The following is a 23,419-nucleotide window of genomic DNA, read 5'->3' on the forward strand; positions in this document are numbered from 1 at the left end:
AGCGTTTCCTTAACGCCATGCCGGGACGAGCGCCACCGCCCGGATCAAGGCCGCTTCCTCAAAAATGAGGAAAACTCGCAGCCCGCGTCGCGATTCCGCGCGCAGTTTTCCTCGAAAACATGAATGCCGGGCGGCTCTTGCTTGATCTCCAGCCGGCAACTTTCCTTGCCGTCCTTTTGCGCCGTGGCGATGAGGCTGTTCCCCTCCACGCGCCCCCTCGCCTCGACCCTGCCCCGGCAGCCCCTGAAGTCGAGATCGATGGTTACGCTGTAATCGCCATCGGGAAGGCGCGAGATGACGGCCGTCTCGGAATAGAATTTCGCCGGCTGCGCATAGCGGCCGGCGAAGTCGGGCGCGGCGAGGGCGGGCGCCGCGGCGAAAACCGCGGCGCCGGCCAGAAGGCCCTCACGCATCCGGATGCTTGAAGATCAGCGTCGCATTGGTGCCGCCGAAGCCGAAGGAGTTCGAGAGCACGGCGCCGAGCTTCACATTGTCCCGGCGCTGGCGGACGATCGGCATGTCGGCGAAATCCGGATCGAGCTCCTCGATATTGGCGCTCTCGCAGATGAAGCCGTTCTGCATCATCAGCAGGGAATAAATCGCCTCCTGCACGCCGGTCGCGCCGAGCGAATGGCCGGTGAGCGACTTCGTCGCGGCGATCGGCGGGCATTTGTAGCCCGTTCCGAAAACGACCCGCAGCGCCTCGATCTCCTTGGCGTCGCCGACCGGCGTCGCGGTGGCGTGCGGGTTAATGTAGTCGATCGGGCATTTCACGGTGGAGAGCGCCTGCTGCATGCAGCGCACAGCGCCTTCGCCCGAGGGCGCGACCATGTCGTAGCCGTCCGAGGTCGCGCCATAGCCCGCGACCTCTGCATAAATCTTCGCGCCACGCGCGTGCGTGCTCATATTCTTCGAGCACGAGCACGCCCGCACCGCCGGCGATCACGAAGCCGTCGCGGTTCTTGTCATAGGCGCGCGAGGCCGTCGCCGGGCGATCGTTATAGGCGGAGGACATCGCGCCCATGGCGTCGAAGAGGACGGAGAGCTCCCACTCCAGTTCTTCGCAGCCGCCGGCGAACATCATGTCCTGCTTGCCGTGCTGGATCATCTCATAGGCGTTGCCGATGCAGTGGTTTGACGTCGCGCAGGCCGAGGAGATCGAATAGTTCACGCCCTTGATCTTGAACCAGACCGCGAGGGTCGCTGAGGCCGTCGAGGACATGCATTTCGGAACGGCGAAGGGGCCGACGCGCTTGGGGCCCTTGGTGCGGGTGATGTCCGCCGCCTCGACGATGGTCTTCGTCGACGGGCCGCCCGAGCCCATGATGATGCCGGTGCGCTCGTTGGAGATTTCAGCCTCGGTGAGACCGGCGTCGCGGATCGCCTGATCCATGGCGACATGGTTCCAGGCCGTGCCGGTCGCGTGGAAGCGCATGGCGCGGCGGTCGACGACGGTCGAGGGATCGAGCGTCGGCAGGCCGTAGACCTGCGATCGGAAGCCGAGTTCGGCGTATTTCTCCGAGCGAACGATGCCGGGCTTCGCCTCGCGCAGCGACGCGACCACTTCCTGCGTCGTATTGCCGATAGACGACACGATGCCCATGCCGGTGACGACGACTCGTCTCATCTTTCTCTCCCCTGCGGCGGCCTTCCAGCCGCTTCTCATCGGTGTGGGCTTGTTTTCCGCGCCCTTCGAGACGGCGGCTGCGCCGCCTCCTCAGGGTGAGAAAAACGGCGGGCGCCCCTTCAACTTGATCCCAACCGCATCCTCGATGGGCGAGCAAGGCTCGCGCCTCGAGGGACCGGCTTACTCAGCGGGAGTCGCCGGCGCGAGGCAGACCTTGAGGTCCTTCGCCTCGTAGATGCGCTGGCCGTCCGCCGCGACCCAGCCGTCGGCGAGGCCGATCACCAGCTTGCCGGTGCGCACGCGCGTGAAGTCGATGCCATAGGTGACGAGCTTGGTGTGCGGGCGCACCTGGCCGGAGAACTTCACCTCGCCGACGCCGAGCGCCATGCCGCGGCCGGGATTGCCGAGCCAGGCGATGTAGAAGCCGACCATCTGCCAGAGCGCGTCTAGGCCGAGACAGCCGGGCATGACAGGGTTGCCCTTGAAGTGGCAGTCGAAGAACCAGAGGCTCGGCTTCACGTCGAGCTCGGCGCGCATATAGCCCTTGCCGTGCTCGCCGCCGTCCTCGAAAATTTCCGTGATGCGGTCGAACATCAGCATCGGCGGGAGCGGCAGCTGCGCATTGCCGGGGCCGAACAGCTCTTCGCGGCCGCAGGCCAACAAATCCTCATAGCCGTATGACGAGCGCCTCTCGCTCATGTGATTTACGCCTCCGCTTGAGCTTGAACAGCCCTGTTCTCCCGTCGCGCCGCTCTCATTGTCGAAGAAGGGCGCGGCCCGCTTGTTTTCGGCCGTCCGCGAACCAGTTGGGCCACGGCCGCATTTTATGGGGCTCACGATCCGTAACATAGGCCGGGGCGCGCCGGAAGCGCCTGCTTTCCGCCGGGCCCGTTCCCGCTCTCCGACTTGAACGGCGCGCGAAAGCGCCCGGAAGTTGAGGTTTCCGGGTTTTTTTGGTATAGGTCAAAGAAATCCGAGAGTCTCATGAGCCGCCCGCCAATGGACGCTTTCGCCAACCGCCCGCTCTCTCCCGACCTTCCAGCGCGCCGCAAACCCGTGCATGACGTGCTGGTCGCGGCCGGACTGCGCCCCACTCGCCAGCGCCTCGCGCTCGGCGAACTGCTCTTTCAGGGCTGCGACCGCCATGTGACGGCGGAGCGCCTCTTCGACGAGGCGGTGGCCGCGAATCTCTCCGTCTCCCTCGCGACCGTTTACAACACGCTCCATCAGTTCACGGACGCCGGCCTGCTGCGCGAGATCGCGGTAGACGGCGCTCGGGTCTATTTCGACACCAATGTCAGCGATCACCATCACTTCCTCGTCGAGGAAGACGGCGAGCTGCACGACATTCCCGGCGCGCGCGTGACCGTCGCCGACCTGCCCACCCCGCCCAAGGGAATGCGGATCGATCGCATCGACGTGGTGGTGCGGCTGCGCCGGGACGACTGAAGGCGCCGATCAGGCTTGACGGCTTTCGCCCCGACGCCAGTTCCCCATTGAAGACGCGAAGCTCGCCCTCGAAAGCGGTCGGGCGCGCGGGCTGACGCCGCCAAAAGGCGGGGACGCGCGGGGGAAGTCGATGGCTGAGCGGCCGGGGCGAAACGATCCCGAAATCACCTATGCGCAGTTCAAAGCGCTCGCCAATTCGATTCCCAACATGGCCTGGATGGCCCGCCCCGACGGGTGGATTCTCTGGTACAATCGCCGCTGGTACGAATATACCGGCACAACGCCGGAGGAGATGGCGGGCTGGGGATGGCAGTCCGTGCACCATCCCGATATCCTTCCCAATATGCTCGAACGCTGGATGCACGCCATCGCGCATGGCGAACCCTTCGAGATGATCTTTCCCCTCAAGGGAAAAGACGGCGCCTTCCGGCCCTTTCTGACGCGAATCGAGCCGCTGCGGGAGAGCGGCGCCATCGTCGGCTGGTACGGCACCAACACCGACGTCACCGAGCAGGAGCGCCAGCGCGAACGTCTGCAGCTTCTCGTCAACGAGCTCAACCACCGGGTCAAAAACACGCTGGCGACCATTCATTCCATCGCGGTGCACTCCTTGCGCGAAATGAAGCCCGATGCGGCGGAGCTGTTCGAGAACCGGCTGCTCGCCCTCTCCGCGGTCCACGACATTCTCACGCAGGAGAGCTGGACGCGCGCCCAGATCCGGGAGCTGGTGCGAACCGCCGTCGCGCCGGCCGGCGAGGCCAATTTCGACGTCGAGGGGCCCGAGGTGGATCTCTCGCCGCGAATCGCCGCTGCGCTCGCCATGACGCTGCACGAACTCTGCACCAACGCCGTCAAATACGGCGCCCTTTCGCAGGACGGCCGGGTTGCGATCTCCTGGCGCGTCGACAGCGCCCGCACCGCCCCGCAGCTTCGCTTCTCATGGCGCGAATATGGCGGTCCCGCCATCGAACCGCCGACGCGGAAAGGCTTCGGGACGCGGCTGATCGAACGCACGCTCGCCGCCGACGCCGGCGGCGAGGTCAGCCTGACCTATCCGCCGAGCGGATTGCGCTGCGACATCGCCGCGCCGCTCTGCGCGGAGGTGCTGAGATGAGCGGCCCGCGCGTGCTCATCGTGGAAGACGAGGCCGTCATCGCCATGGCGCTCGAAATGTTTCTCGAAGAACTGGAATGCTGCGTCTTCGGCGTCGCCGGGAATGTGCAGCAGGCGCTCGAAATGGCGACGAATGGCGATTTCGACCTCGCCTTTCTCGACGTGAATCTGAACGGGCAGAAGGCCCATGTCCTGCCGGGGGTGCTTGAGCGGCGCAACAAGCCCTTCGCCTTCGTGACGGGCTATGGCGCGCAGGGCGTGCTCGCCGCGCACGCCGCCGCCCCGGTCGTGACGAAGCCCTTCAGCAAGGCGACGCTCGCGACCTGTCTCGACACGCTGAAAGCGCGCCTCGCCTAGGCCGCGCCTCGATCAACCTCGCGCCAGGCTACTCCACCTTCTCGCCTGGATAGACGCCCCAGAGATTCTCCTGCGCCATGTAGCCGTCGAAGCCCGGCCCCACGAGGCGGCACCATTTGCCGTCGCAACCGCGCAGATTGCCGACGACGCCCGGCCCCAGTTTCGCGACCGCCGTCGCATGGTCGCCCGCCGTGAGGATCTGCGGCTCTTTTTTCCAGGGCGCGACGAGCGCCGTGCGCCGGCCCGAGAGCAGCGAATGCAGCACCCAACCCTCCGAGCCCTCCGAATCGCGGATCTTGCGCCAGGTCTCGAACTCGGCGGTGATCTCCACGGGCAGACCGGCGCGCTGGTAGATCCAGACGGTCGGATGCTCCTTGCTCGGTCCCTCGCGCACGTTCACGCGGTCGGATTTGAGGCTGACATATCGCGGAATGGGCAGATTGCTCACCGGCCCCTTCTGCGGCTCCTGCGCCTGCGCCGCCGTGGCGAACAACAAGGCAAAAAGGCCGAGCGCCGCGCAAAAGCCTGTCAAAGTTTCGCTATCCTGTCGCCGCATGATGGGAATGATCGCTCGTCTTGTCTTTGGCCCGTCATCTGCTAGGAACGAAACAGCGCCGGGCGGCATCGTTGTTTTGTCGCCTGCCGTCGTTAAGACCGGGTTGAAGCAGGCGCAGCGCCGCGTCGTTTGCGAGGCGTCGGCCCTCTGGCCGGCTCGAACGTCGCGGTCTAAAACGCTTGTAACGAAGTTTTTGAGTTTTCGCCACGCAGCAACCCGGCGAGCGAGCCGAGAGGACGAAGCGCAAGATGCCGAAAAAGAAGCCGCTCGTTGTCGTGACGCGCCGTCTGCCGGAAGTGATCGAGACCCGCATGTGCGAGCTCTTCGACACGCGGCTGAACGAGAGCGACAAGCCGATGAGCCATGACGAGCTGGCGGAGGCGATGCGCACGGCCGAGGTGCTCGTGCCGACCATCACCGACCGGATCGATTCGAGCCTCATCGCGCAGGCCGGCGAACAGATGAGGCTCATCGCCAATTTCGGCAACGGCGTCGACAATATCGACGTCGCCTCGGCGCTCGGCCGCTCCATCACCGTCACCAACACGCCGGGCGTTCTGACCGAGGACACGGCGGACATGACCATGGCGCTGATTCTCTCGGTGGCGCGCCGCCTCGTCGAGGGCGCCCGCGCGATTCCCGAGGGCAACTGGTCTGGCTGGTCGCCGACCTGGATGCTAGGCCACCGCATCACCGGCAAGCGGCTCGGCATTGTCGGCATGGGCCGCATCGGCCAGGCGCTCGCCCGCCGCGCCAACGCCTTCGGCCTCTCGATCCATTATCACAACCGCCGCCGCGTGCCGGTCGAGATCGAGGAGAGCCTGGAGGCGACCTATTGGGAGTCGCTCGACCAGATGCTGGCGCGCGTCGACATCGTGTCGATCCACTGCCCGCACACCCCCGCGACCTATCATCTGCTGTCGGCGCGCCGCCTGAAGCATCTGCGCCCGCACGCCATTCTCGTGAACACCGCCGCGGCGAGATCGTCGACGAGAACGCGCTCGTCCGCATGCTGGAGGCGAATGAAATCTCTGGCGCCGGCCTCGACGTCTTCGAGCACGAGCCGGCGGTGTCGCCGAAACTCCTGAAGCTCGCCCAGGCGGGCAAGGTCACGCTTCTGCCGCATATGGGCTCGGCCACGATCGAGGGCCGCGTCGATATGGGCGAGAAGGTCATCATCAACATCAAGACCTTCATGGACGGGCACCGCCCGCCGGACCGCGTGCTGCCGAGCATGTTGTAATCATCCTCGACGCGCCGTAGCTTCCCCGCCGCCACGGGCGCGCCGGGGAACCGGCGCGTTTTTCGCCGAGCGAAACGCGCTCGAGGGAGAACGCCAAATGAACCGACTTTTCTCGCTCCTCGTCGTCGCCCTTTGCGCCGCGACGATCGCCGGTCCGGCCGACGCCAAGAAGCGCGCCAAGCCCGCCGAAGAAGGCCAGGCCCAGGAGCAGCAGCAGGGCGGCGAAGCCGGACCCAACAAGGACTCGGGCACGGGCATTCCGCGCTACGTCCCCTTCCCGCACAACCGCAACTTCAATCTCGTCGAGATCAACGGCAAGGCGCCGCCGGTCGAGATGTGGATCAACATTGATTCGACGGGCCGCGCCAACGGCTTTTCGGGCTGCAAGAACTGGTCGGGCGTCTTCGTGATCGGCCCCGACCGCCTCGGCCCCAAGGCCATGCCGGCGGTCAGCGAACGCGGCTGCGACGGCGCGCTGGCGGGCATCGAGCGCGACTATTGGGCCGTCCTGCTCTCCGGCCCCTATTGGGACGTGAAGGGCGACGATTTGATCTTCCGCGGCTTCAAGGGCGGCGTGCTGAAGTTCCAGCGGTCGCTTTAAGGCCCCTCCCTGTCCCTCCCCCGCTTGCGGGAGAGGGACATTCACGATCTGCATCCTTAATGAAGGCCACGCTCTACTCCCTCTCCCGCAAGCGGGGGAGGGCTGGGGAGGGGGCCTTTACTTCGCCGGCACCGCGTAAACCGGGCACGGGCTCTCATGCAGCACGCGCTCGGTCGTCGAGCCGCGCAGCGCGTCGAGCAGGCCGCGGCGGCCCTGCGTCGGCATTGCGATGAGATCGGCGCCGATCTCCCTCGCGTAAGACAGAATCGTCTCGATCACCGGCCCCTTGCGCAATTCGATATGCGGCAGCAGCCCGTCGAAGATCGGCAGATCGTCGCCAATATGCAGCAGCATGACGTCGGCGGCCGGGTTCATCGCATGGGCGAAATCGGCGATGTGGCGGAAGGCGTCGAGCGGCGGCACGCTCGCCTCTACCGGCATCAGCACGGTGTTGAGCGACACCTTGCCCGTCTCGCGGTCGACGAAACCGGTCTGGTCCTCGCGCAGGAAAAGCGCGGGCGTGCGCGTCTCGCGCGCCGCTTCCTCCGCAATCGAATCCTCCAGCCAGCGCTCGAGACCGGTACGGTTATGCGTCATCAGCACCATGAGGTCGCAAAGGTGCTTGGTGACATAGGAGGCGACGCCATGAACCGGCGAAGCCGATTCGACCGAAGCCTTCACGAATTTGACGCCGAGCGATTCGGCGACCTCGGCGCGCGAGGCGGCGGGCGGGATCATGCGCCAGCGCGCGAGCATTTCGCGCACATGCGGGAAACGCTCCCAGTCGTCCGCGTCCTGCTCCTCCGCATCCTCGATATGCAGGAGATGCAGCAGGCCCTTGGTCGCGATCGCGATGCGCAAGGCATGGGCGAAGGCGTCCTGGCTCGCGAATGAGAGGTCCGTCGGATGGACGATGGATTTGGGCGGCTCGCCGATCATTGCGCATCTCCCTCGTTCTCTATGACCTGAACCTATATCGCCGAGGGAGGCGCGCCTAGGCCGGCGGATGTCGCAGATGAAGGTTTAAGAGAAGACGGCAGGATCTCCTTCCCCCATGCCGAGGAGCGTCTCGACGCACGAGGGAAAGGCCGCCGGCTAACGAGACGGGCTCCCTCGTCCTTCGAGACGCGAGCTTTGCCCGCTCCTCAGGATTGGGGGCCCTTCATTGTCGATAATCTCAGGCTTGCTGCCGCTGCGCCGCCAGCGCCTTTTGCACCTCGGCGACGAGATCGGCCTCGGGCGCGGAAAACTGCGCCGGACGCGCCGCCTTCCATTCCTCGTTCGTCGCGATCTCGGCCGCGGCCCTTGCGCCGGCGACGAGGTCCTTGATCTGAATTTCGCCCCTCGCCTTTTCGTCCGAGCCCTGGATGATCGCGAGCGGGGCGCGGCGCCGGTCCGCATATTTCATCTGCGCCTTCATGCCCGCCGCGCCGAGATAGAGTTCGGCTGCGACGCCGGCGGCGCGGAGCTGCGCGACCATGCGCTGATAATCGGCGAGCCGGTCCTTGTCGAGCACCAGCACGACCACGGGGCCGACATGCGGCCGCGCCGTGACGATGGGGCTGCTGACGAGCTTCAGCGCGGCGAAGAGGCGCGAGACGCCGATGGAGAAGCCGGTCGCCGGCGTGTTCTCCGGGCGGAAACGGCCCACGAGCCCGTCATAGCGCCCGCCGCCGCCGACCGAGCCGAACCGCACTGGATGGCCCTTTTCGTCGCGCGTCTCAAAGGTGAGGTCGGCCTCGAAGACGGGGCCGGTGTAATATTCGAGCCCGCGCACCACGGAAGGGTCGATGCGGATGCGGTCGGGGCCATAGCCGGCGTCGCGCGCGAGGTCCTCGATCTGCAGCAGTTCCTCGGCGCCCTGCGCGCCGATATCGCTCTTGCCCAGAAGGCCAAACAAATCGAATTGCGGCTTGCCGTCCTTGTACTGGCCGCCGAGGCTGAAGGAGAGGATGGTGTCGATGGCGGGGAGCGCCAGCCCGGCGCCTTTGGTGAAATCGCCGCTCTCATCCTTGCGGCCCTTGCCGAGCAACTGACGCACGCCGTCGATACCGAGACGGTCGAGCTTGTCGATGGCGCGCAGCACGACGAGGCGGCGCGCGGCGTTCTCCTCGCCGCCGACGCCGATCGCCTCCATCACGCCGTCCAGCACCTTGCGGCTGTTGATCTTGATCTTGTAGTCGCCGCGCGCGACGCCGAGTGCTTCCAGCGCGTCCGGCGGCCATCATGCAGATTTCCGCGTCGGCGGCGGGCGAGGCCGCGCCGACGGTATCGGCGTCGAACTGCATGAACTGGCGGAAGCGCCCCGGCCCCGGCTTCTCGTTGCGGAACACCGGACCGCAGCGATAGGAGCGATAGGGCTTGGGGATGCGGAAGTTCTGCGCGACATAGCGCGCAAGCGGCGCGGTGAGATCGTAGCGCAGGAGATCCATTGCTCGTCGTCGTCCTGGAACGAGAAGACGCCCGCGTTCGGGCGGTCCTGATCGGGCAGGAACTTGCCGAGCGCGTCGGTATATTCGATGCCGGGGTCTCGAGCGCCTCGAAGCCGTAGAGCGCTCGTAGACCGAGCGGATGACGTCGAGCCGCCGCCTTCCTAGCATTTTCCCAAGGCGAAGGAAGCCGCGCGCGGGGCGGAAAATATCGCAGATGCGAAACGCAGCGCGGGCAGTCCGAGCTGCCGAACCCCGGCAGCGGGGCCGGAAGGTCGGAAAGGGCCGCGTTGAGGGCGCATTCGCTCCCGCCCTCGACGATGAAGGCCCCCAGGACTTCTCCTGCCGCGGTGAGCTGGTCCACATGCCATTGCGCGCGCTTTTCCTTGCGCATATGTCGGGCGAGACGCGCGCGCAGGCCGCCGGGACCGTTGGCGGAGCCGCAATAAAGGTAGTCTCCGGCTTCCAGCGTCCCTCGGCCCCGGCCGACCCTCACGGCGAGCGGCGCCGCGAGCCGCAGCCACAAGGCGTAGGCGCCGGGGCCCGCCGGAACCCCGTCGGCGGCGGCGTGGAAACGCAATGTCTTCATTTTGAACGGCTGGAACGCCTCACTGGCTCTAACAGAGCGGATCTCACGAGCGCCCCAAAAATGCTTTTTGCATGGCTCTTTCAACTGAACGGAGGTCGAACGGCTTTGAAAGCTTCGGCGTTTGCGTAAAGCGATCCGGTATCATCGACATGTCGTAGCCGGTGGCGAAAATCACGGGGACGTCGCTCGCCAACAGCCCATCCGCCAGTGGAAATGTATTCGCGCCGTCCAGGTTTACGTCCAGGATGGCGCCATCGATTTCATTCGACTCCGCCAGCGCCATGCCTTCCTCGAGGCGCCCGGCCGGACCGACCACCGCCCCGCCGAGCTCTTCGACCATCTGGCTGAGATCGAGCGCCATGATGAAATTGTCCTCGACGACCAGGATGCGGTGGCCCTTAAGCAACTGGCCCATATTGCTTCCCCGAGTTGGATTGAGGCAAGGGAAACTCAAGTCGATAGTCCGCGCCGTCGGGCGTGAAGGTAAGCCGCGCGCTCCCGCCCAGCATGTAAGCGAGGCTCCGCTCGATCACTTCGGTCCCGAACCCTCTAACGGGAGCGAAGTTTTCGATCTTCACACCATATTCCCGCCAGCAGAATATCAGGTGGTCCCCGCCTTCCTTCCGCTTTACGCTCCAGCCAATCTCTATTCGCCCCTTTTCGACTTTCAGGGCGCCGTATTTGGCGGCGTTGGTCGTCAATTCATGGATCGTCATGCCCATTGTCTGCGCGTCGCGCGGCGACAGACAAACAACGGGGCCATCGGCCGTGAAGTTCACGCCAAGCTCCGCGCCGCCGGCCTCCAGCTCCCCGATCACGATTTCCCGAAGCTCGACGGCGCCCGAGGGCGTCGTCACCAGCCATTCCTGCGTTCTGGCCAGCGCCGCCAGGCGCCCGTCGAAAGCCTCGAAGAACGCATCCAGGTTGCGATGACGCTTTCTTGTCTGGACGGCCATCGAACGCACTTTGCCGAGAATGTTCTTCACGCGATGCTGCAGCTCGCCCATCAGCGCTTTCTGCCGGAACTCCTGCTGGCGCTGCTGCGTAATGTCGCGAATGGCGAGAAGGATGAGATTGGTGTGGTCCAGCCGGCGACCATTGAGGAGCATGGTGCGCAGCCCGATCGTCTCGAAATTATGTTCGATCATGAAGTCGTCGAAGACGTTCTCGTCGGGCAGAATGGTTTCCAGGAGCCTGCGCAGTTCGGGAATGTCCCACTGGCCGTTGCCAAGCTCCCAGATGAACCGGCCCTCGGTTTCACTTTTTTCGACGCGAAACTGCTCGTAGAAACTCAAATTTGCGCGGTGAATGCGCAAGTCCCAGCCCAGGATCAGGATTCCTTCTCGAATGCTGTCGATCAATTTGTCGTCGAAATCGACCTGTCCTTCGAGGGCAAAGCGCAGACTCTCGGCTTCCGTTATGTCGTCGATGGCGAGAAGTATCGTGTCGCCCTCTCCCCCACGGCACATGAGGCTGGCGTTCAGGAGCATGATCCGCTTGCCGATCGACTGAAACATGTGTTCGACCCGGAACTCGCTGATCCTGTGATCCTTGTTCAACACGTCGCCCAGCAGGTGGCGTAACGCAGGCATGTTCCACTGGCCGTTGCCGAGCGAATAGACGCTTCGATCCAGAGTTTCGGCCGGCTCCACCTCGAAGTGACGATAAAAGGCGGGGTTGGCCCCGATCACGTTGAAAGCGGAATCGAGGACCAGCAGCGGCTCAGCGATGGTTTCAACAATCGCATGGGTGAGTGAGTGTTCGAGCAACACGTCTGGCATGACAGCCGCCTGGCCCGCAGCGAAGCAATTGGTTTAACAGCTTTCCCGCCTTGCTTGTTCCGTAAGCGCCGGCCTAGTCTCAATCGGCCGCAAACGAAAAATTTGCCGCGCCGCAAAATTTATGCTGCGGCGCGGCTGTTAACCGCTAAGCTGGGCCGGCTGGTTCCTTAAGTCCTTATGCTCGGCGGGTTGAATGACCACGACGCTCGGCGAAAAAAATGTCCTTGTGCTGCAGGGCGGCGGCGCGCTCGGCTCCTATCAGGCAGGGGCTGCGGCGGCGCTCATGAGCGCCGGCCACGCGCCCGACTGGGTCGCGGGCATCTCCATCGGCGCGATCAACGCCGCGATCATTTGCGGCAATCCTCCCGAGAAACGCGTCGAGCGGCTCACGGAGCTCTGGAGCCGCATGACGAGCCGCCTGCAGGTTCCGCCGCTTTCCGGCGACATCGTCACGCGGCGGGCTTTCAACGAGTTCAGCGCGGCGACGACGGCGACCTTCGGCGTGCCCGGCTTCTTCTCCCCGCGCCCGACGCCGCCGCTGCTCTGGCCCGCAAGCGAGACGGCCGTCAGCATCTACGGCACCAAGCCGCTGCGCGAGACGCTGCTGGAGCTCGTCGATTTCGACCGGCTCAACTCCGGCGAGACGCGGATCAGCGTCGGCGCCGTGAACGTGCGGACCGGAAATTTCCGTTATTTCGACTCGCAGAACGAGCGCATCACGCCCGACCACATCATGGCGAGCGGCGCGCTGCCGCCGGGCTTTCCGCCGGTGGAGATCGATGGCGATCTCTATTGGGACGGCGGCCTCGTCTCCAACACGCCGCTTCAATATGTGCTCGAAATGTGCGGCGCGCGCGAGCATATGTGCGTCTTTCAGATCGATCTCTTCAGCGCGCGCGGCCCGGCGCCGACGACCCTGCTCGACGTCGCGCAGCGTGAGAAGGACATCCGCTATTCGAGCCGCACGCGCCTCAATACCGATGTGTTCCGCGCCTTGCAGACCGTCCGCCGCCATATTCGAAAACTGAGCGAGAAGATTCCCGAGGCGCTGCGCGACGATCCTGACTGGCTCGCGCTCAACGACTTCGGCTGCGGCGCGGCGATCACCATCGTTCAATTGATCCACCGCGCCGCCGCCTATGAGACGACGTCGAAGGACTATGAATTCTCCCGTTACACGATGATGGAAAACTGGTCCGCGGGCGCGCGGGACGTCGAAACCACGCTCGCCCATCCCGGATGGCGCGATCGCACGCCCCCTGAGTTCGGCGTCGCCGTGCTCGATCTGACGAAGGAACAAGCGCCATGAATCTGGACGACATCCGCCGCACCGCCTTCGCCATGCCGCTGACGAGCCCGGCCTTTCCGAAGGGACCCTACAGATTCGTCAATCGCGAATATCTTATCATCTCCTATCGCACCGACCCGGAAGCGCTCGCCAAGGTCGTTCCCGAGCCGCTCTCCTTTTCCGATCCGATCGTGAATTTCGAATTCATCCGCATGCCGGACTCGACGGGCTTCGGCGACTATACGGAGTCGGGCCAGGTCATTCCCGTGACTTTCGAGGGGCGTCGCGGAAACTACACCCACGCCATGTATCTGAATGACGGACCGCCGATTTACGGCGGGCGGGAATTGTGGGGCTTTCCGAAGAAATTCGCGCAGCCTTCGCTCGGCGTCGAGCGCGATGCGCTTGTCGGAACGCTCGATTACGGTTCGCTGCGCATCGCGACCGGCACCATGGGCTACAAGCATGTCGCGCTCGATCCGGCGGCGGTGCAAAAAAACATGTCGGTTCCGAATTATCTTCTCAAGATCATCCCGCATGTCGACGGGTCGCCGCGCATATTGGAGCTCGTCGATTACCGGCTCGAGGACGTCACGGTGAAAGGCGCCTGGACCGGCCCCGCGGCGCTCGAACTCGCGCCGCATGCGCTCGCGCCCGTCGCCGATCTTCCGGTGCGGGAAATCCTCTCGGCGACGCATATTCTCGCCGACCTCACGCTCGGGCTCGGAACGGTCGTCTTCGATTATCTCTCTTCTCCACGCTGAAAGGCGCGCTCATGACTCTCGACGGTAAAGTCAGCCTCATCACCGGCGCCGCCAGCGGCATCGGCCACGCCATCGCCAAGCGCTTCGTCGAAGCGCAGGGCCGCGTCGTCATCGCCGACCTCAATCTCGACGCCGCCAAGGCGGCGGCCGCAGAGCTCGGCGGCGAGAAGGTGGCGATCGGCGTCGGCATGGACGTTTCGAACGAGGAACAGGTGAACGCCGGCGTCGACGCCGCCGCGAAATGGTTCGGCACGATCGACGCGCTCGTCTCCAACGCCGGCATCCAGATCGTGCATCCGATCGAGGAGTTTCCCATTTCGGATTGGAAGAAGGTGCTCGCCATCCATCTCGACGGCGCCTTTCTCACGACCAAGGCCTGCGTGAAATATATGTATCCGCAGAAGTCCGGCGCGCTGATCTATATGGGCTCGGTCCACAGCCACGAGGCGTCGCCGCTGAAATCCGCTTACGTCGCCGCGAAGCACGGCATTCTCGGGCTCACCCGCGTCATGGCGAAGGAGGGCGCGAAGCATGGCGTCCGCGCCAACGCCATCTGCCCCGGCTTCGTCATGACGCCGCTCGTCGAAAAGCAGATCCCCGAACAGGCGCAGGAGCTCCACATCAGCGAAAGCCAGGTCATTTCGGACGTGCTGCTGAAGGAGACCGTCGACAGCCAGTTCACCAAGGTCGAGGACGTGGCGGAAGTCGCGCTGATGCTCGCGGCCTTCAAGACCAACGCCCTCACCGGCGAGTCGATCATCGTCAGCCATGGCTGGCATATGAACTGAGATTCACCCTCCCGGCATTGCGGGCTCGACCGGGGAGCGCGAAGACGCGACAATTAGCAAATGTCGCACGGCCCTCTTCTCTCGCGCCGCAAAATGCTGCGCCTTTCCGGCGCCGCAGGCGCATCGTTTTGCCTGCCCTCGCCCCTCGCGCAGGCGCGCAGCCAGGACCTCTCGGCCCGCCTGAGCGAGGCCGCACGCAAGGGCGCCGCGGTGACGCTGCCGGCGGGCGAGATCACGCTGATGGGGCTCGACCTTCCCGACGGCGCGGTTCTCAAAGGCGTTCCCGGCAAAACCGTGCTGAAGCTCTCGGGCGTCGGACCGCTGCTCTCGACCAGCATGGCGCGGCGGATCACGATCGAAAACATCGTCTTCGACGGCGGCGGCGGCTTCACGCCGAAGGAGAAGGGGCTTCTCGATTTCTCGGACGTGATCAATCTTTCGATCAGCGGCTGCGCCATCCGCCATTCCACAGCGCGCGGCGCGAACCTTGCGCGCTGCGGCGGCGTCTTTGCGCAGAACGAGATTTCCGACGTCGTCGATGTCGGCCTCCATTCGCTCGACGGACTCGGGCTCGACATCGACAACAATCATGTCCATCGCTGCGGCGACAATGGCGTGCTCATCTACGCCACCTCCGCCGGCCGCTATGACGGCTCGCGCATCCGCAACAACCTCATCGAAGACATCGACAACCGCTCGGGCGGCAACGGCCCCTACGGCAACGGCGTCTTCATCTGGGGCGCGGGCGTCGTGCGCGTCGAGAAGAACCGCATCTATCGCTGCGTCTACACCGCCGTGCGCAATAATGGCGCGCATAATGTCGAAGTGATCGGAAACGACTGCAGGACTTTCGGCGAGAAGGCGATGTACGCCGAATTCGGCGCGAAGAACTCGACCTTCAAGGACAATCATATCGAAGACGCCGGCGCCGGGATCGCCGTCGCCAACGCCGACAAGGGCACGGACGGCGCGATCGTTTCGGGCAACACGATCGTCAATATGCGCAAGGGCGTGAACGATCCCGAGTTCGGCCCGGAAATGCTCTGGCTCACGGGCATCCTCGCCGAAAAGAACGTCGACGTGACCGGCAACAAGATCGTCGGGCCGGGCTGGATCGGGATCGCGCTCGGCGGCTGGCGCGAGAACCTTCGCGCCGAAGCCAACGACATTTCGGGCGTCGATTACGGCGTCGTTCTCGCGACGGGCGACGGAGCCGGCGACGCCCTCGTCGCCCGCAACAGGATCAGCGCGCGAAAGGGCGCCGTGATCGCCACCGCGGGGATGAACTTCCTGCCCGGCGATCTGACGAAACCTGGCGCGAAGAACTATCCGCGCCTGGTCGTCAGGGATAACGTTCTGCTCTGATCAAAAGCGCCGCAGGATGAAGGCGACGAGTCCGAGCATGAGGGCGAATGTCGTCGTGGCTCGGACCGCCGCCGCCGGGCTTGCAAGATCGGCGAATTGCGCGCCGAGCGAGGTGAGGATGAACACGGCGAAATTGAGCGCCATCATGCCGAGCAGAGCGGTCAGCGCCCAGCCTGGATATGTCGGCGGCGTCTTCCTGAAATGATATTGGCCGCCCAGAAAGAGACCCAGGGCGGCGAGCCAGAACGCGCCGCGCCACCCGGCGTAAACGCCCCACGGATCCCAGCGCCAGACCCAGCCGAAAAGGCAGACGAGCGCAGACACGACAAGCGCGGCGAAGGCGAAGAGGAGCGGAATGGCGATCCGGAAGCGGCTCCAGAAATTATACGTCTCGTTTGGCTCATCCGTGAAAAGCGGGGAGCTCTCTTCCGTCTCCTTGAAAGGCTTCGCGCCGCCGACGATGAACTTCGCGATTTCGGGCCAGTGCGGTTCCATAATGGCGCCGCTATGACCGCCTTTCGCAAATCTCTTCGACTGCATCAGCGTTCCGACATCGCCGTTCTCGAGTTGATCGAAGCCGTCGAAGCCGCCGCCGCCGAGATCCGAAAAATATTCGAGGCTCTTGGGGAGAAAGGCGACGACCCAATCTTCCCCGCCGCGCGCATTGTGGAAGCCCCAGATACGCTTTTGCGCGAGCATCCCGCTCCAGTCATAGGTCGGATGCACGACGCTGCCGGCGTAATAGATGCGCCCGAAACGTGCGGCGGCGTAATCCGTCAATGCCTTGGCGGCGAGATAGGTGCCGTTGGAATGGCCGACATAATGCATCGTCGCTTTGGGGAAGCGCGCTTTCACATTGACGTAGAGGTCCATGAACCACTCGACCTTCTGGCGCCTCACCCAGGGCATGATGAAGGCGCCCATCGGGAAGTAGCCATAGGTCGGCGTCAGGGAGCGAAGCGTCTCGAGCTTCAGGCGCGCAGGCGCGCCGTCGCCCGGCCGCGCGGCCTCCTCCTTGATCGCTTTGGCGATGCGATGCGTCCAATAGCCGTCGTCGCGTATGCCATGCATGACGAAGACGACGTTCTCCACCGTATCGTCGAGCGGTTCCGGTATGTCCGCGAAATAGGTGGGATCGCGCAAGCAGTCCGGCGCGGGGCTCTGGCCGGGACGCCATGTCAGAGCTGTTCTGAAAACGGCTTCGCGCGTCTGTTCGGTCGCGCTTCTCTCCGCTTTCCCGCGCCCGAATTCGATGAGCGACACATGGTCCGAGTCGGGCGTCTCCATCATGCCATAGACGTTCTGATCCGCCGCCCAGGACGCGCCGTCCGCGTCCGCGTCGACCTGATCCTGAGGGGAGACGAAATCGTCGAGCGTGGAGACGATCTGGACGACCAGCGGATTGACCGCGTCGGCGGGAGGGTCGGCGTCGACCAGCGCCGAATCGATGTCCTCGAGGCTCCTGTAATGCTCCCGGAACGCGCGGATGTGCCAGCGCCGATAGGCCATCCACAAGAGGCGGGTCTGCACAATGAACGGCGCGCCGCGGCGCGCGTCCAGCATCGTCCGGCCGATTCGCTGCGTTCTGTCTTCCCAGCCGAGAAGCTCGGCGGCGCGGCCGACGAAGCCGAGAAAATCGAGACCGATATTGAAATACCAGGAGCCGCGCTCGCTGACCGACCACCCCTTGTCCCAACTCGCGATCATGACGATCCGCTCGACCCTGGACGCCCAGGGATGCGGCCGGTCGGCGAGATCGCAAAGATCGTCGCGGGAGGCGTAACGAGGACCGGAATAGTCCGGCGGACGGGGCGCGCCGGCGAGGAATACGCGCCGCGTGAGGACGCCGCCAATGCTGTGGCCGACAAGGATCACGCGATCATATTGGCGGGTCGCCCAGATCTCGTCGAGGTCGGCGACGAGTCTCCGAACCACGGCGTCGGCGCCGGTGGAGTCCAGAAATTTCGAATAGGGCAGCGTCGGCGCGAAAATGTCGGCGTCGCCCTCGGCTTCGCGGATGACGGAGATCACGTCCGCCATGTCCTTGGCCGTTTTCTTCAGGCCGTGCAGAACGACGACGAGTGATTGGCCGCGAGGCGGCGCACGAGGTCGCGGTCGATGGGCTTGGCGAAGCGGGCGTCGGCGACGGTCGTCGAGACGCCGTAATTCTCCAGCTCCTCGGCGGCTTTCAGCGCGTCAGAGAGACGGGTTCCGAGCGTCAGCAGCGCCACCTTGGAACCTTCGCGCAGGATGCGGCCCTTGCCGATGTCGAGAACCTCGCCGCGCTCGGGAAGCTCCACGCCCACGCCCTCGCCGCGCGGATAGCGGAAGCGCTCGGGCGATCGTCGATGGCGACGGCGGTTGCCACCATGTGCATCAGCTCGGCCTCGTCGGCGGCGGCCATCATGACCATGCCGGCAGACAGCCGAGATAGGCGATGTCGAACGATCCGGCATGCGTCGCGCCGTCGGCGCCAACGAGACCAGCGCGGTCGATGGCGAAGCGCACCGGCAGATGCTTTGCATCGCGACATCATGCACGACCTGGTCGTAGCCGCGCTGCAGGAAGGTCGAATAGAGCGCGCAGAACGGCTTGTAGCCTTCGCGTCGCGAGGCCGGCCGCGAAGGTCACGGCGTGCTGCTCGGCGATGCCGACATCGAAGGTCCGGTCGGGAAATGCGCGACCGAAAACGTCGAGTCCCGTGCCGTCGGCATGGCCGCCGTGATCGCGACGATCTTGTCGTCTTTCTCGGCTTCGTCGACCAGACTGTCGGCGAATACGCGCGTGTATAACGGCGCGTTGGCCTTCGGCTTTGGTCTGCGCGCCGGTGACGACGTTGAACTTCGTTGACGCCATGATACTTGTCGGCGACGCCTCGGCGGGCGCGTAGCCCTTGCCCTTCTTCGTCACGACATGGACGAGGATCGGACCTTGATCGAGATCGCGGACGTTCTTCAGAACCGGCAGAAGCTGGTCGAATCGTGCCCGTCGATCGGACCGACGTAATAGAAGCCAAGCTCTTCGAACCAAGCACCGCCTTGCCAGAGATGACGAGTGTATTCTTCGACACGCGCAGCGCGCTGTTCCCAATTTTTCGGCAGCCGTTTTGCAAGCTGCTTCGCGAGATCGCGCACGTAGAGATAAGAATTGCTCGAAGTCGTGCGGGCGAGATAGGCCGACAGCGCGCCGGTCGGCGGCGCGATCGACATATCGTTGTCGTTGAGGATGACGATCAGGCGCTCACTGCGTGCGCCGGCGTTGTTCATCGCCTCATAGGCCATGCCCGCGCTCATGGCGCCATCACCGATGACGCAATCAACGTTGTTCGAGCCGCCTGACATTTCGCGCGCGACCGCCATGCCGAGGCCGGCGGAGATCGAGGTCGAGGAATGCGCGGCGCCGAATGGATCGTATTCGCTCTCGGCGCGCTTGGTGAAACCGGAAAGCCCACCCGGCTGGCGCAGCGTCCGGATGCGATCACGACGGCCGGTCAGGATTTTGTGTGGATAAGATTGGTGGCTGACGTCCCAGATCAAACGATCGCGAGGCGTATCGAAAAGATAGTGCAAGGCGACCGTCAACTCGACAACGCCAAGTCCAGCACCAAGATGACCGCCGGTCTGCGATACTGCGTCGATCGTCTCTCCGCCGCGCGTCGCGGTGAGGCGCTGGCTGGAAAGATCGATCGAAATGCGGACGGTCGCCTGGGCGGAGGCCGAAGCGAGGAGGCCCGCTGCGACAAGGAGGAGCCGAAACGTCTTCATGCCCGGACCTAATCACGGCGCGCCGCCCACGTAAAGCCGCAGGCGGCGGCAGGGTTGACGGACTGGCGCCCGCCTTGAAGCGACCGCCCGATCAGGGGGAGGAACGCCCGCAAGCGTCCCAGTTTCTTCCCTAATGTTTCAAATTGGGACGGGAGAAGGGATTGTCGAAGATGGTCGCGCAGTTCCTGAACATGAAAGGCGTCGCTCTGGCCATGGCCGAATTCGGACTGGCCGACGGGCGCGCCGCCGGCCGCCGCACGCCGCGCCTCGTCGCCGGCGTCGATGTCGAGGAGGCCAACGCGGCCTTCGAGGCGAAGGAGTTCTCGCTCGAGCAGATGGACGCGGCGCAGGCCGACTGGGCCGATCTCGCCGCCCGCGCGCTGGAGCCCAACGCCTTTTACGAGCCTGGCTTCGCCCTCGCCGCGGCGCGTCATTTCCCCGTCAGCGAACGGCCGCGCTTCATTGTCGTGCGCGCCCGCGCGGGCCGGATGATGGGCCTCTTTCCGATCGTGGCCGCCAATGCGCTCACCGGCGACGGTCTGACCCGCCTGTGGCTCCACAGGCAGGCGGCGCTCGCGACCCCGCTTGTCGACCGCGACATGGCGCCCGAAGCCATCGAAGCCTTCCTTGAATGGATGGAGACCCACAGCCGCTCGACGGGCGTCGTCTTTTCCCGCATGCCGGCGGATGGACGCTTCCGTCTCGCGCTGGAGCGCGCCATCGCTTCCGCCGCCCGCAACGTGAAAATCCTGGAGTCCTATCAGCGCGCGGCGCTGCTGCCGGGCGGCGACGCCGACGAGCTTTGCGCGCGGGCCGGCTCCAAGAAGAAGCTCGCCGAGATGCGCCGCCAGACGCGCCGCCTGCGCGAAATGGGCCGCCTCACCTTCGAGTGCCACGAGACGCCGGAAGAGATCCGGGTCGCGGCGGAAGAGTTTATGGTGCTGGAGGCCTCGGGCTGGAAGGCCGGCCGCGGCGCCTTCCTCTCCGAGCCCGCGCTCGCGACCTTCCTACGCAGCGCGACCCGCATGCTGGCGCGCGAGAGCCGCTGCAAGATCCAGTCGCTGCGCCTAAACGGCCAGCCCATCGCCATGGCCATCGTGCTGGAGAGCCAGGGCCGCAGCTATTGCTGGAAGATCGCCTTCGACGAGCGCCTGCGCGCGCAGGCGCCGGGCGTCCAGCTCATCTATGAGCAAACCAAGGCGCATCTCGCGCGGGGCGATCTCGAATTCGCCGACAGCTGCGCGATCGCGAACCATCCCTTGATCGACAAGCTCTGGCCGGACCGCATCGGCGTCTGCGATCTCGCCGTCTCGCTGCGCAGCCGCCGGGAGCGCGATTTCGTCGCGAGCTGCCGCCGCGACCATGCGCGCCGTCAGGTGCGCGAGATCGCCAAGCGCGCCGCGAACCGGGTGCTGAGGCGCAAGGTGAGCTGAGGCGGCGCTCTCGCCTTTTCGGGCGCAATGGGTATAGTGCCGGCGTTCTCGCCTCGCGCGATTTGCCGCAATGCGTTTTCGCGCGGCGACACGCGCGCGCCAAACGCCGGACCCCGCCCGTGACGCTTCGCCGATCCCGCCTGCTGATCCTCCTCGCGCTCGCCGCCGCGAGCCTTTCCGCCTGCGGCCGCCGCGGCCCGCTGGAGCTGCCGCCGGAGATTCAGGCCCGCGGCGAGGCTCTGAAGGCCGAACAGGCGGCCGCGCAGGCGAAGGCGGCGCGCAATGCGCCGAAGCTGGCGCCGGGACAGGCGGCCCCGGAGGCGCCCGAGCCGCCGATCCCTGGCACGATCGGCAACCGGCCGCCCGCGCAATATCCCTTCCCTCTCGACCCGCTGCTGTAAGACGCGATGCACCACTTCGATTATCGCAACGGCGCGCTCTTCGCCGAAGACGTCGCCCTGTCCGACATCGCGCGCGCGGTCGGGACGCCTTTCTACTGCTATTCGGCGGCGACCATCCGCCGGCACTTCCGCGTCTTCTCGCAGGCTTTCACGGGCCTCGACGCCCTCGTCTGCTACGCCATGAAGGCCAATTCCAACCAGGCCGTGCTGCGCCTCCTCGCGAAAGAGGGCGCCGGCATGGACGTGGTCTCCGGCGGCGAACTCGCCCGCGCGCTGGCCGCCGGCGTTCCCGGTTCGAAGATCACCTTTTCCGGCGTCGCCAAGACGGATGAGGAGATCGCGGCGGCCCTCGACGCCGGCATCTTCTGCTTCAACGTCGAGTCGGAACCGGAGCTCGACGCCATTTCGCGCGTCGCCTCGGGCAAGGGCGTGAAGGCGCCCGTGTCCCTACGCGTCAATCCGGACGTCGACGCCCGCACCCACAAGAAGATTTCGACAGGCAAGGCCGAGAACAAATTCGGCGTGCCGCTGTCGCACGCCCGCGAGGTCTACGCCCGCGCCGCGAAGCTGCCGGGCGTCGAGATATCGGGCGCCGACATGCATATCGGCTCGCAGCTCACCGATCTCGAGCCTTTCGACGAAGCCTTCTCGCTGCTCGCCGAGCTGGTGCGTGATCTGCGCGCGGACGGCCATCGCATCTCGCATGTCGATCTCGGCGGCGGCCTCGGCATCCCCTATCACGAAGGGGACGATCCGCAGTCCTACCATCCCGAGCGCTATGCCGAGATCGTGCGCAGGCATTTCGGGAGCCTCGGCTGCAAGCTCGTCTTCGAGCCGGGGCGCCTCATCGTGGGTAACGCCGGCGTTCTGGCGACGCGCGTGATTTATGTGAAGAAGGGCGAAGCCAAGACCTTCGTGATCGTGGACGCCGGCATGAACGATCTCGTCCGGCCGACGCTTTACGACGCGCATCACGACCTTCTGCCGGTCCGCGAGTCGACGGACCGCGCCGAGATCGTCGCCGACGTCGTCGGCCCTGTCTGCGAGACGGGGGATTATCTCGCGCTCGACCGCAAGATGCCGGAGGCGCAGCCCGGCGAATTGATCGCCGTGCTGACCTCTGGCGCCTATGGCGCGGTGCAGGCGGGCACTTACAACACGCGTCCGCTCGTTCCGGAAGTGCTGGTCGACGGCGCCCGCTACGCCGTGATCCGCCCGCGACCGAGCGTCGCGGAGCTTATCGCGATGGACCGCGTGCCGGACTGGATCTGACCCGCAAGCGCCGGGCGTCCGCAACGAACCAGCGCTACTCCTGCGTGCCCTCTCGCGGATTGACCCGGATGAGATGCGCCGCAATGCCGGTGGGCACCGCCGTCGACGCATCGTGAATCATTGCCGTGCAGTGCATGTTTGTCGTCGTGGAAAGTAATCGCATCGTGCCGTTCATGAACGCCGGGGCGCCCAGGATAAGTTCCGCCATTGATGCGGTTGCATTGGTCGAGAACGCATAAGTGTCCCGTCCGCCCAAAACATATTTTGTATCAATGACGATATTGCCAAAGGCGTCATCGACGAAGAAATGCAGCGTCTCGGGAGCCTGCGAGTAGTTCGTGCATCTCATCGACGTCGCAACGCCCGTATTGCTGACGCCGGAGGACATCGCGCCGGGAAGACGGTAAACAACGACTTCGGTATCGGTGACGGCCTGAGGCGCGACCTGCACCGGGTATCTGTCCCCAGTCGTCTGGGCCGCTGCGACTGCGGGCGCGGAGGCCGCGGCAAGGAGTGCGAGAGCAATCGTCTTCATGGGTAATGTTCCCTGCTATAGCTCAACACTTACGTTAGACAGGAAACACTGTTTTCTTGACTTA

General features: G+C 65.0%; 19 protein-coding genes and 6 pseudogenes. 12 read left to right on the forward strand and 13 right to left on the reverse strand.

Features of this window, described 5'->3' with window-relative positions; all coding sequences use genetic code 11:
• Positions 1 to 44: 44 nt before the first annotated feature.
• The 3 genes and pseudogenes from ACPFMJ_RS12790 to fabA form a co-directional block, all read right to left on the reverse strand.
• The gene (locus tag ACPFMJ_RS12790) at positions 45 to 413 is read right to left on the reverse strand and encodes a hypothetical protein (protein ID WP_424360392.1); all 369 of its coding nucleotides are present in this window, start codon (positions 411 to 413) and stop codon (positions 45 to 47) included.
• Positions 406 to 1,627: pseudogene (gene fabB / locus ACPFMJ_RS12795) on the reverse strand (beta-ketoacyl-ACP synthase I). Before fabB ends, ACPFMJ_RS12790 begins: the two are co-directional and overlap by 8 nt.
• A 180-nt stretch (positions 1,628 to 1,807) precedes the next feature.
• Entirely contained in the window at positions 1,808 to 2,326 is a 519-nt protein-coding gene (gene fabA / locus ACPFMJ_RS12800; protein ID WP_424360393.1) for a 3-hydroxyacyl-[acyl-carrier-protein] dehydratase FabA, read from the reverse strand.
• Between the two features lie 285 nt (positions 2,327 to 2,611).
• Here fabA and irrA point away from each other — a divergent pair, with 285 nt between their 5' ends.
• The 3 genes from irrA to ACPFMJ_RS12815 all read left to right on the forward strand — a co-directional run bounded on the left by irrA (position 2,612) and on the right by ACPFMJ_RS12815 (position 4,546).
• Positions 2,612 to 3,076, forward strand: a complete 465-nt coding sequence (gene irrA, locus ACPFMJ_RS12805) for an iron response transcriptional regulator IrrA (protein WP_424360394.1) — start codon at positions 2,612 to 2,614, stop codon at positions 3,074 to 3,076.
• Positions 3,077 to 3,206: 130 nt separating this feature from the next.
• Positions 3,207 to 4,190 (forward strand): sensor histidine kinase, encoded by a 984-nt coding sequence (locus tag ACPFMJ_RS12810; RefSeq protein WP_424360395.1) that lies wholly within the window; start codon positions 3,207 to 3,209, stop codon positions 4,188 to 4,190.
• A complete protein-coding gene (locus ACPFMJ_RS12815; RefSeq protein WP_424360396.1) occupies positions 4,187 to 4,546 on the forward strand; it encodes a response regulator in 360 nt (119 codons plus the stop codon). The genes ACPFMJ_RS12810 and ACPFMJ_RS12815 overlap by 4 nt, the downstream gene beginning before the upstream one ends.
• Positions 4,547 to 4,574: 28 nt before the next feature.
• Here ACPFMJ_RS12815 and ACPFMJ_RS12820 read toward each other — a convergent pair whose 3' ends face one another.
• Entirely contained in the window at positions 4,575 to 5,102 is a 528-nt protein-coding gene (locus ACPFMJ_RS12820) for an SH3 domain-containing protein (RefSeq protein ID WP_424360397.1), read from the reverse strand.
• Positions 5,103 to 5,350: 248 nt separating this feature from the next.
• On the opposite strand from ACPFMJ_RS12820, the pseudogene ACPFMJ_RS12825 reads away from it, so the two are divergent.
• Together ACPFMJ_RS12825 and ACPFMJ_RS12830 are read left to right on the forward strand one after the other, a co-directional pair.
• A pseudogene (locus ACPFMJ_RS12825) lies at positions 5,351 to 6,345 on the forward strand (2-hydroxyacid dehydrogenase).
• Between the two features lie 97 nt (positions 6,346 to 6,442).
• Positions 6,443 to 6,946: an META domain-containing protein gene (locus ACPFMJ_RS12830; protein ID WP_424360398.1), complete on the forward strand. Its 504-nt coding sequence runs from the start codon at positions 6,443 to 6,445 to the stop codon at positions 6,944 to 6,946.
• Between the two features lie 117 nt (positions 6,947 to 7,063).
• On the opposite strand, the gene ACPFMJ_RS12835 is transcribed toward ACPFMJ_RS12830, so the two are convergent.
• The 6 genes and pseudogenes from ACPFMJ_RS12835 to ACPFMJ_RS12860 all read right to left on the reverse strand — a co-directional run bounded on the left by ACPFMJ_RS12835 (position 7,064) and on the right by ACPFMJ_RS12860 (position 11,745).
• Positions 7,064 to 7,885 carry a universal stress protein gene (locus ACPFMJ_RS12835; protein WP_424360399.1) on the reverse strand — a complete coding sequence of 274 codons (822 nt, stop codon included), beginning with the start codon at positions 7,883 to 7,885 and terminating at the stop codon, positions 7,064 to 7,066.
• A gap of 238 nt (positions 7,886 to 8,123) precedes the next feature.
• Positions 8,124 to 8,834, reverse strand: a pseudogene (locus ACPFMJ_RS12840) (ATP phosphoribosyltransferase regulatory subunit); the annotation flags it as partial.
• 86 nt (positions 8,835 to 8,920) lie between these two features.
• Positions 8,921 to 9,519: pseudogene (locus tag ACPFMJ_RS12845) on the reverse strand (ATP phosphoribosyltransferase regulatory subunit); the annotation flags it as partial.
• 127 nt (positions 9,520 to 9,646) lie between these two features.
• Positions 9,647 to 9,964 (reverse strand): annotated as a pseudogene (locus ACPFMJ_RS12850) (GIY-YIG nuclease family protein); the annotation flags it as partial.
• Between the two features lie 43 nt (positions 9,965 to 10,007).
• Entirely contained in the window at positions 10,008 to 10,379 is a 372-nt protein-coding gene (locus ACPFMJ_RS12855; protein ID WP_424360400.1) for a response regulator, read from the reverse strand.
• Positions 10,363 to 11,745: a sensor histidine kinase gene (locus ACPFMJ_RS12860; RefSeq protein WP_424360401.1), complete on the reverse strand. Its 1,383-nt coding sequence runs from the start codon at positions 11,743 to 11,745 to the stop codon at positions 10,363 to 10,365. Before ACPFMJ_RS12860 ends, ACPFMJ_RS12855 begins: the two co-directional genes overlap by 17 nt.
• Before the next feature lie 193 nt (positions 11,746 to 11,938).
• Here ACPFMJ_RS12860 and ACPFMJ_RS12865 point away from each other — a divergent pair, with 193 nt between their 5' ends.
• From ACPFMJ_RS12865 to ACPFMJ_RS12880, 4 genes are read left to right on the forward strand one after another with little or no spacing between them, the layout of a single operon-like run.
• Entirely contained in the window at positions 11,939 to 13,054 is a 1,116-nt protein-coding gene (locus ACPFMJ_RS12865) for a patatin-like phospholipase family protein (RefSeq protein WP_424360402.1), read from the forward strand.
• Positions 13,051 to 13,797: an acetoacetate decarboxylase gene (locus ACPFMJ_RS12870; RefSeq protein ID WP_424360403.1), complete on the forward strand. Its 747-nt coding sequence runs from the start codon at positions 13,051 to 13,053 to the stop codon at positions 13,795 to 13,797. The genes ACPFMJ_RS12865 and ACPFMJ_RS12870 overlap by 4 nt, the downstream gene beginning before the upstream one ends.
• 11 nt (positions 13,798 to 13,808) lie before the next feature.
• A complete protein-coding gene (locus ACPFMJ_RS12875; protein WP_424360404.1) occupies positions 13,809 to 14,585 on the forward strand; it encodes a 3-hydroxybutyrate dehydrogenase in 777 nt (258 codons plus the stop codon).
• Positions 14,586 to 14,645: 60 nt separating this feature from the next.
• Positions 14,646 to 15,950: a TIGR03808 family TAT-translocated repetitive protein gene (locus ACPFMJ_RS12880; protein WP_424360405.1), complete on the forward strand. Its 1,305-nt coding sequence runs from the start codon at positions 14,646 to 14,648 to the stop codon at positions 15,948 to 15,950.
• Here the strand turns inward: ACPFMJ_RS12880 and ACPFMJ_RS12885 are convergent, their stop codons facing one another.
• Positions 15,951 to 17,990: a hypothetical protein gene (locus ACPFMJ_RS12885; RefSeq protein WP_424360406.1), complete on the reverse strand. Its 2,040-nt coding sequence runs from the start codon at positions 17,988 to 17,990 to the stop codon at positions 15,951 to 15,953.
• Positions 17,991 to 18,031: 41 nt separating this feature from the next.
• A pseudogene (gene dxs, locus ACPFMJ_RS12890) lies at positions 18,032 to 19,642 on the reverse strand (1-deoxy-D-xylulose-5-phosphate synthase); the annotation flags it as partial.
• Between the two features lie 242 nt (positions 19,643 to 19,884).
• Between dxs and ACPFMJ_RS12895 the strand changes: the two are divergent.
• From ACPFMJ_RS12895 to lysA, 3 genes are all read left to right on the forward strand, one after another.
• Positions 19,885 to 21,147 (forward strand): GNAT family N-acetyltransferase, encoded by a 1,263-nt coding sequence (locus ACPFMJ_RS12895; RefSeq protein WP_424363857.1) that lies wholly within the window; start codon positions 19,885 to 19,887, stop codon positions 21,145 to 21,147.
• A gap of 119 nt (positions 21,148 to 21,266) precedes the next feature.
• Positions 21,267 to 21,548 (forward strand): LPS translocon maturation chaperone LptM, encoded by a 282-nt coding sequence (lptM, locus tag ACPFMJ_RS12900; protein WP_424360407.1) that lies wholly within the window; start codon positions 21,267 to 21,269, stop codon positions 21,546 to 21,548.
• Positions 21,549 to 21,554: 6 nt separating this feature from the next.
• Positions 21,555 to 22,820: a diaminopimelate decarboxylase gene (lysA, locus tag ACPFMJ_RS12905; protein WP_424360408.1), complete on the forward strand. Its 1,266-nt coding sequence runs from the start codon at positions 21,555 to 21,557 to the stop codon at positions 22,818 to 22,820.
• A 34-nt stretch (positions 22,821 to 22,854) separates the two neighbouring features.
• On the opposite strand, the gene ACPFMJ_RS12910 is transcribed toward lysA, so the two are convergent.
• Positions 22,855 to 23,355 (reverse strand): hypothetical protein, encoded by a 501-nt coding sequence (locus ACPFMJ_RS12910; protein WP_424360409.1) that lies wholly within the window; start codon positions 23,353 to 23,355, stop codon positions 22,855 to 22,857.
• Positions 23,356 to 23,419: the final 64 nt, after the last annotated feature.

Source organism: Methylocystis parvus (genome assembly GCF_049675845.1).
Lineage (GTDB): Bacteria > Pseudomonadota > Alphaproteobacteria > Rhizobiales > Beijerinckiaceae > Methylocystis > Methylocystis parvus_A.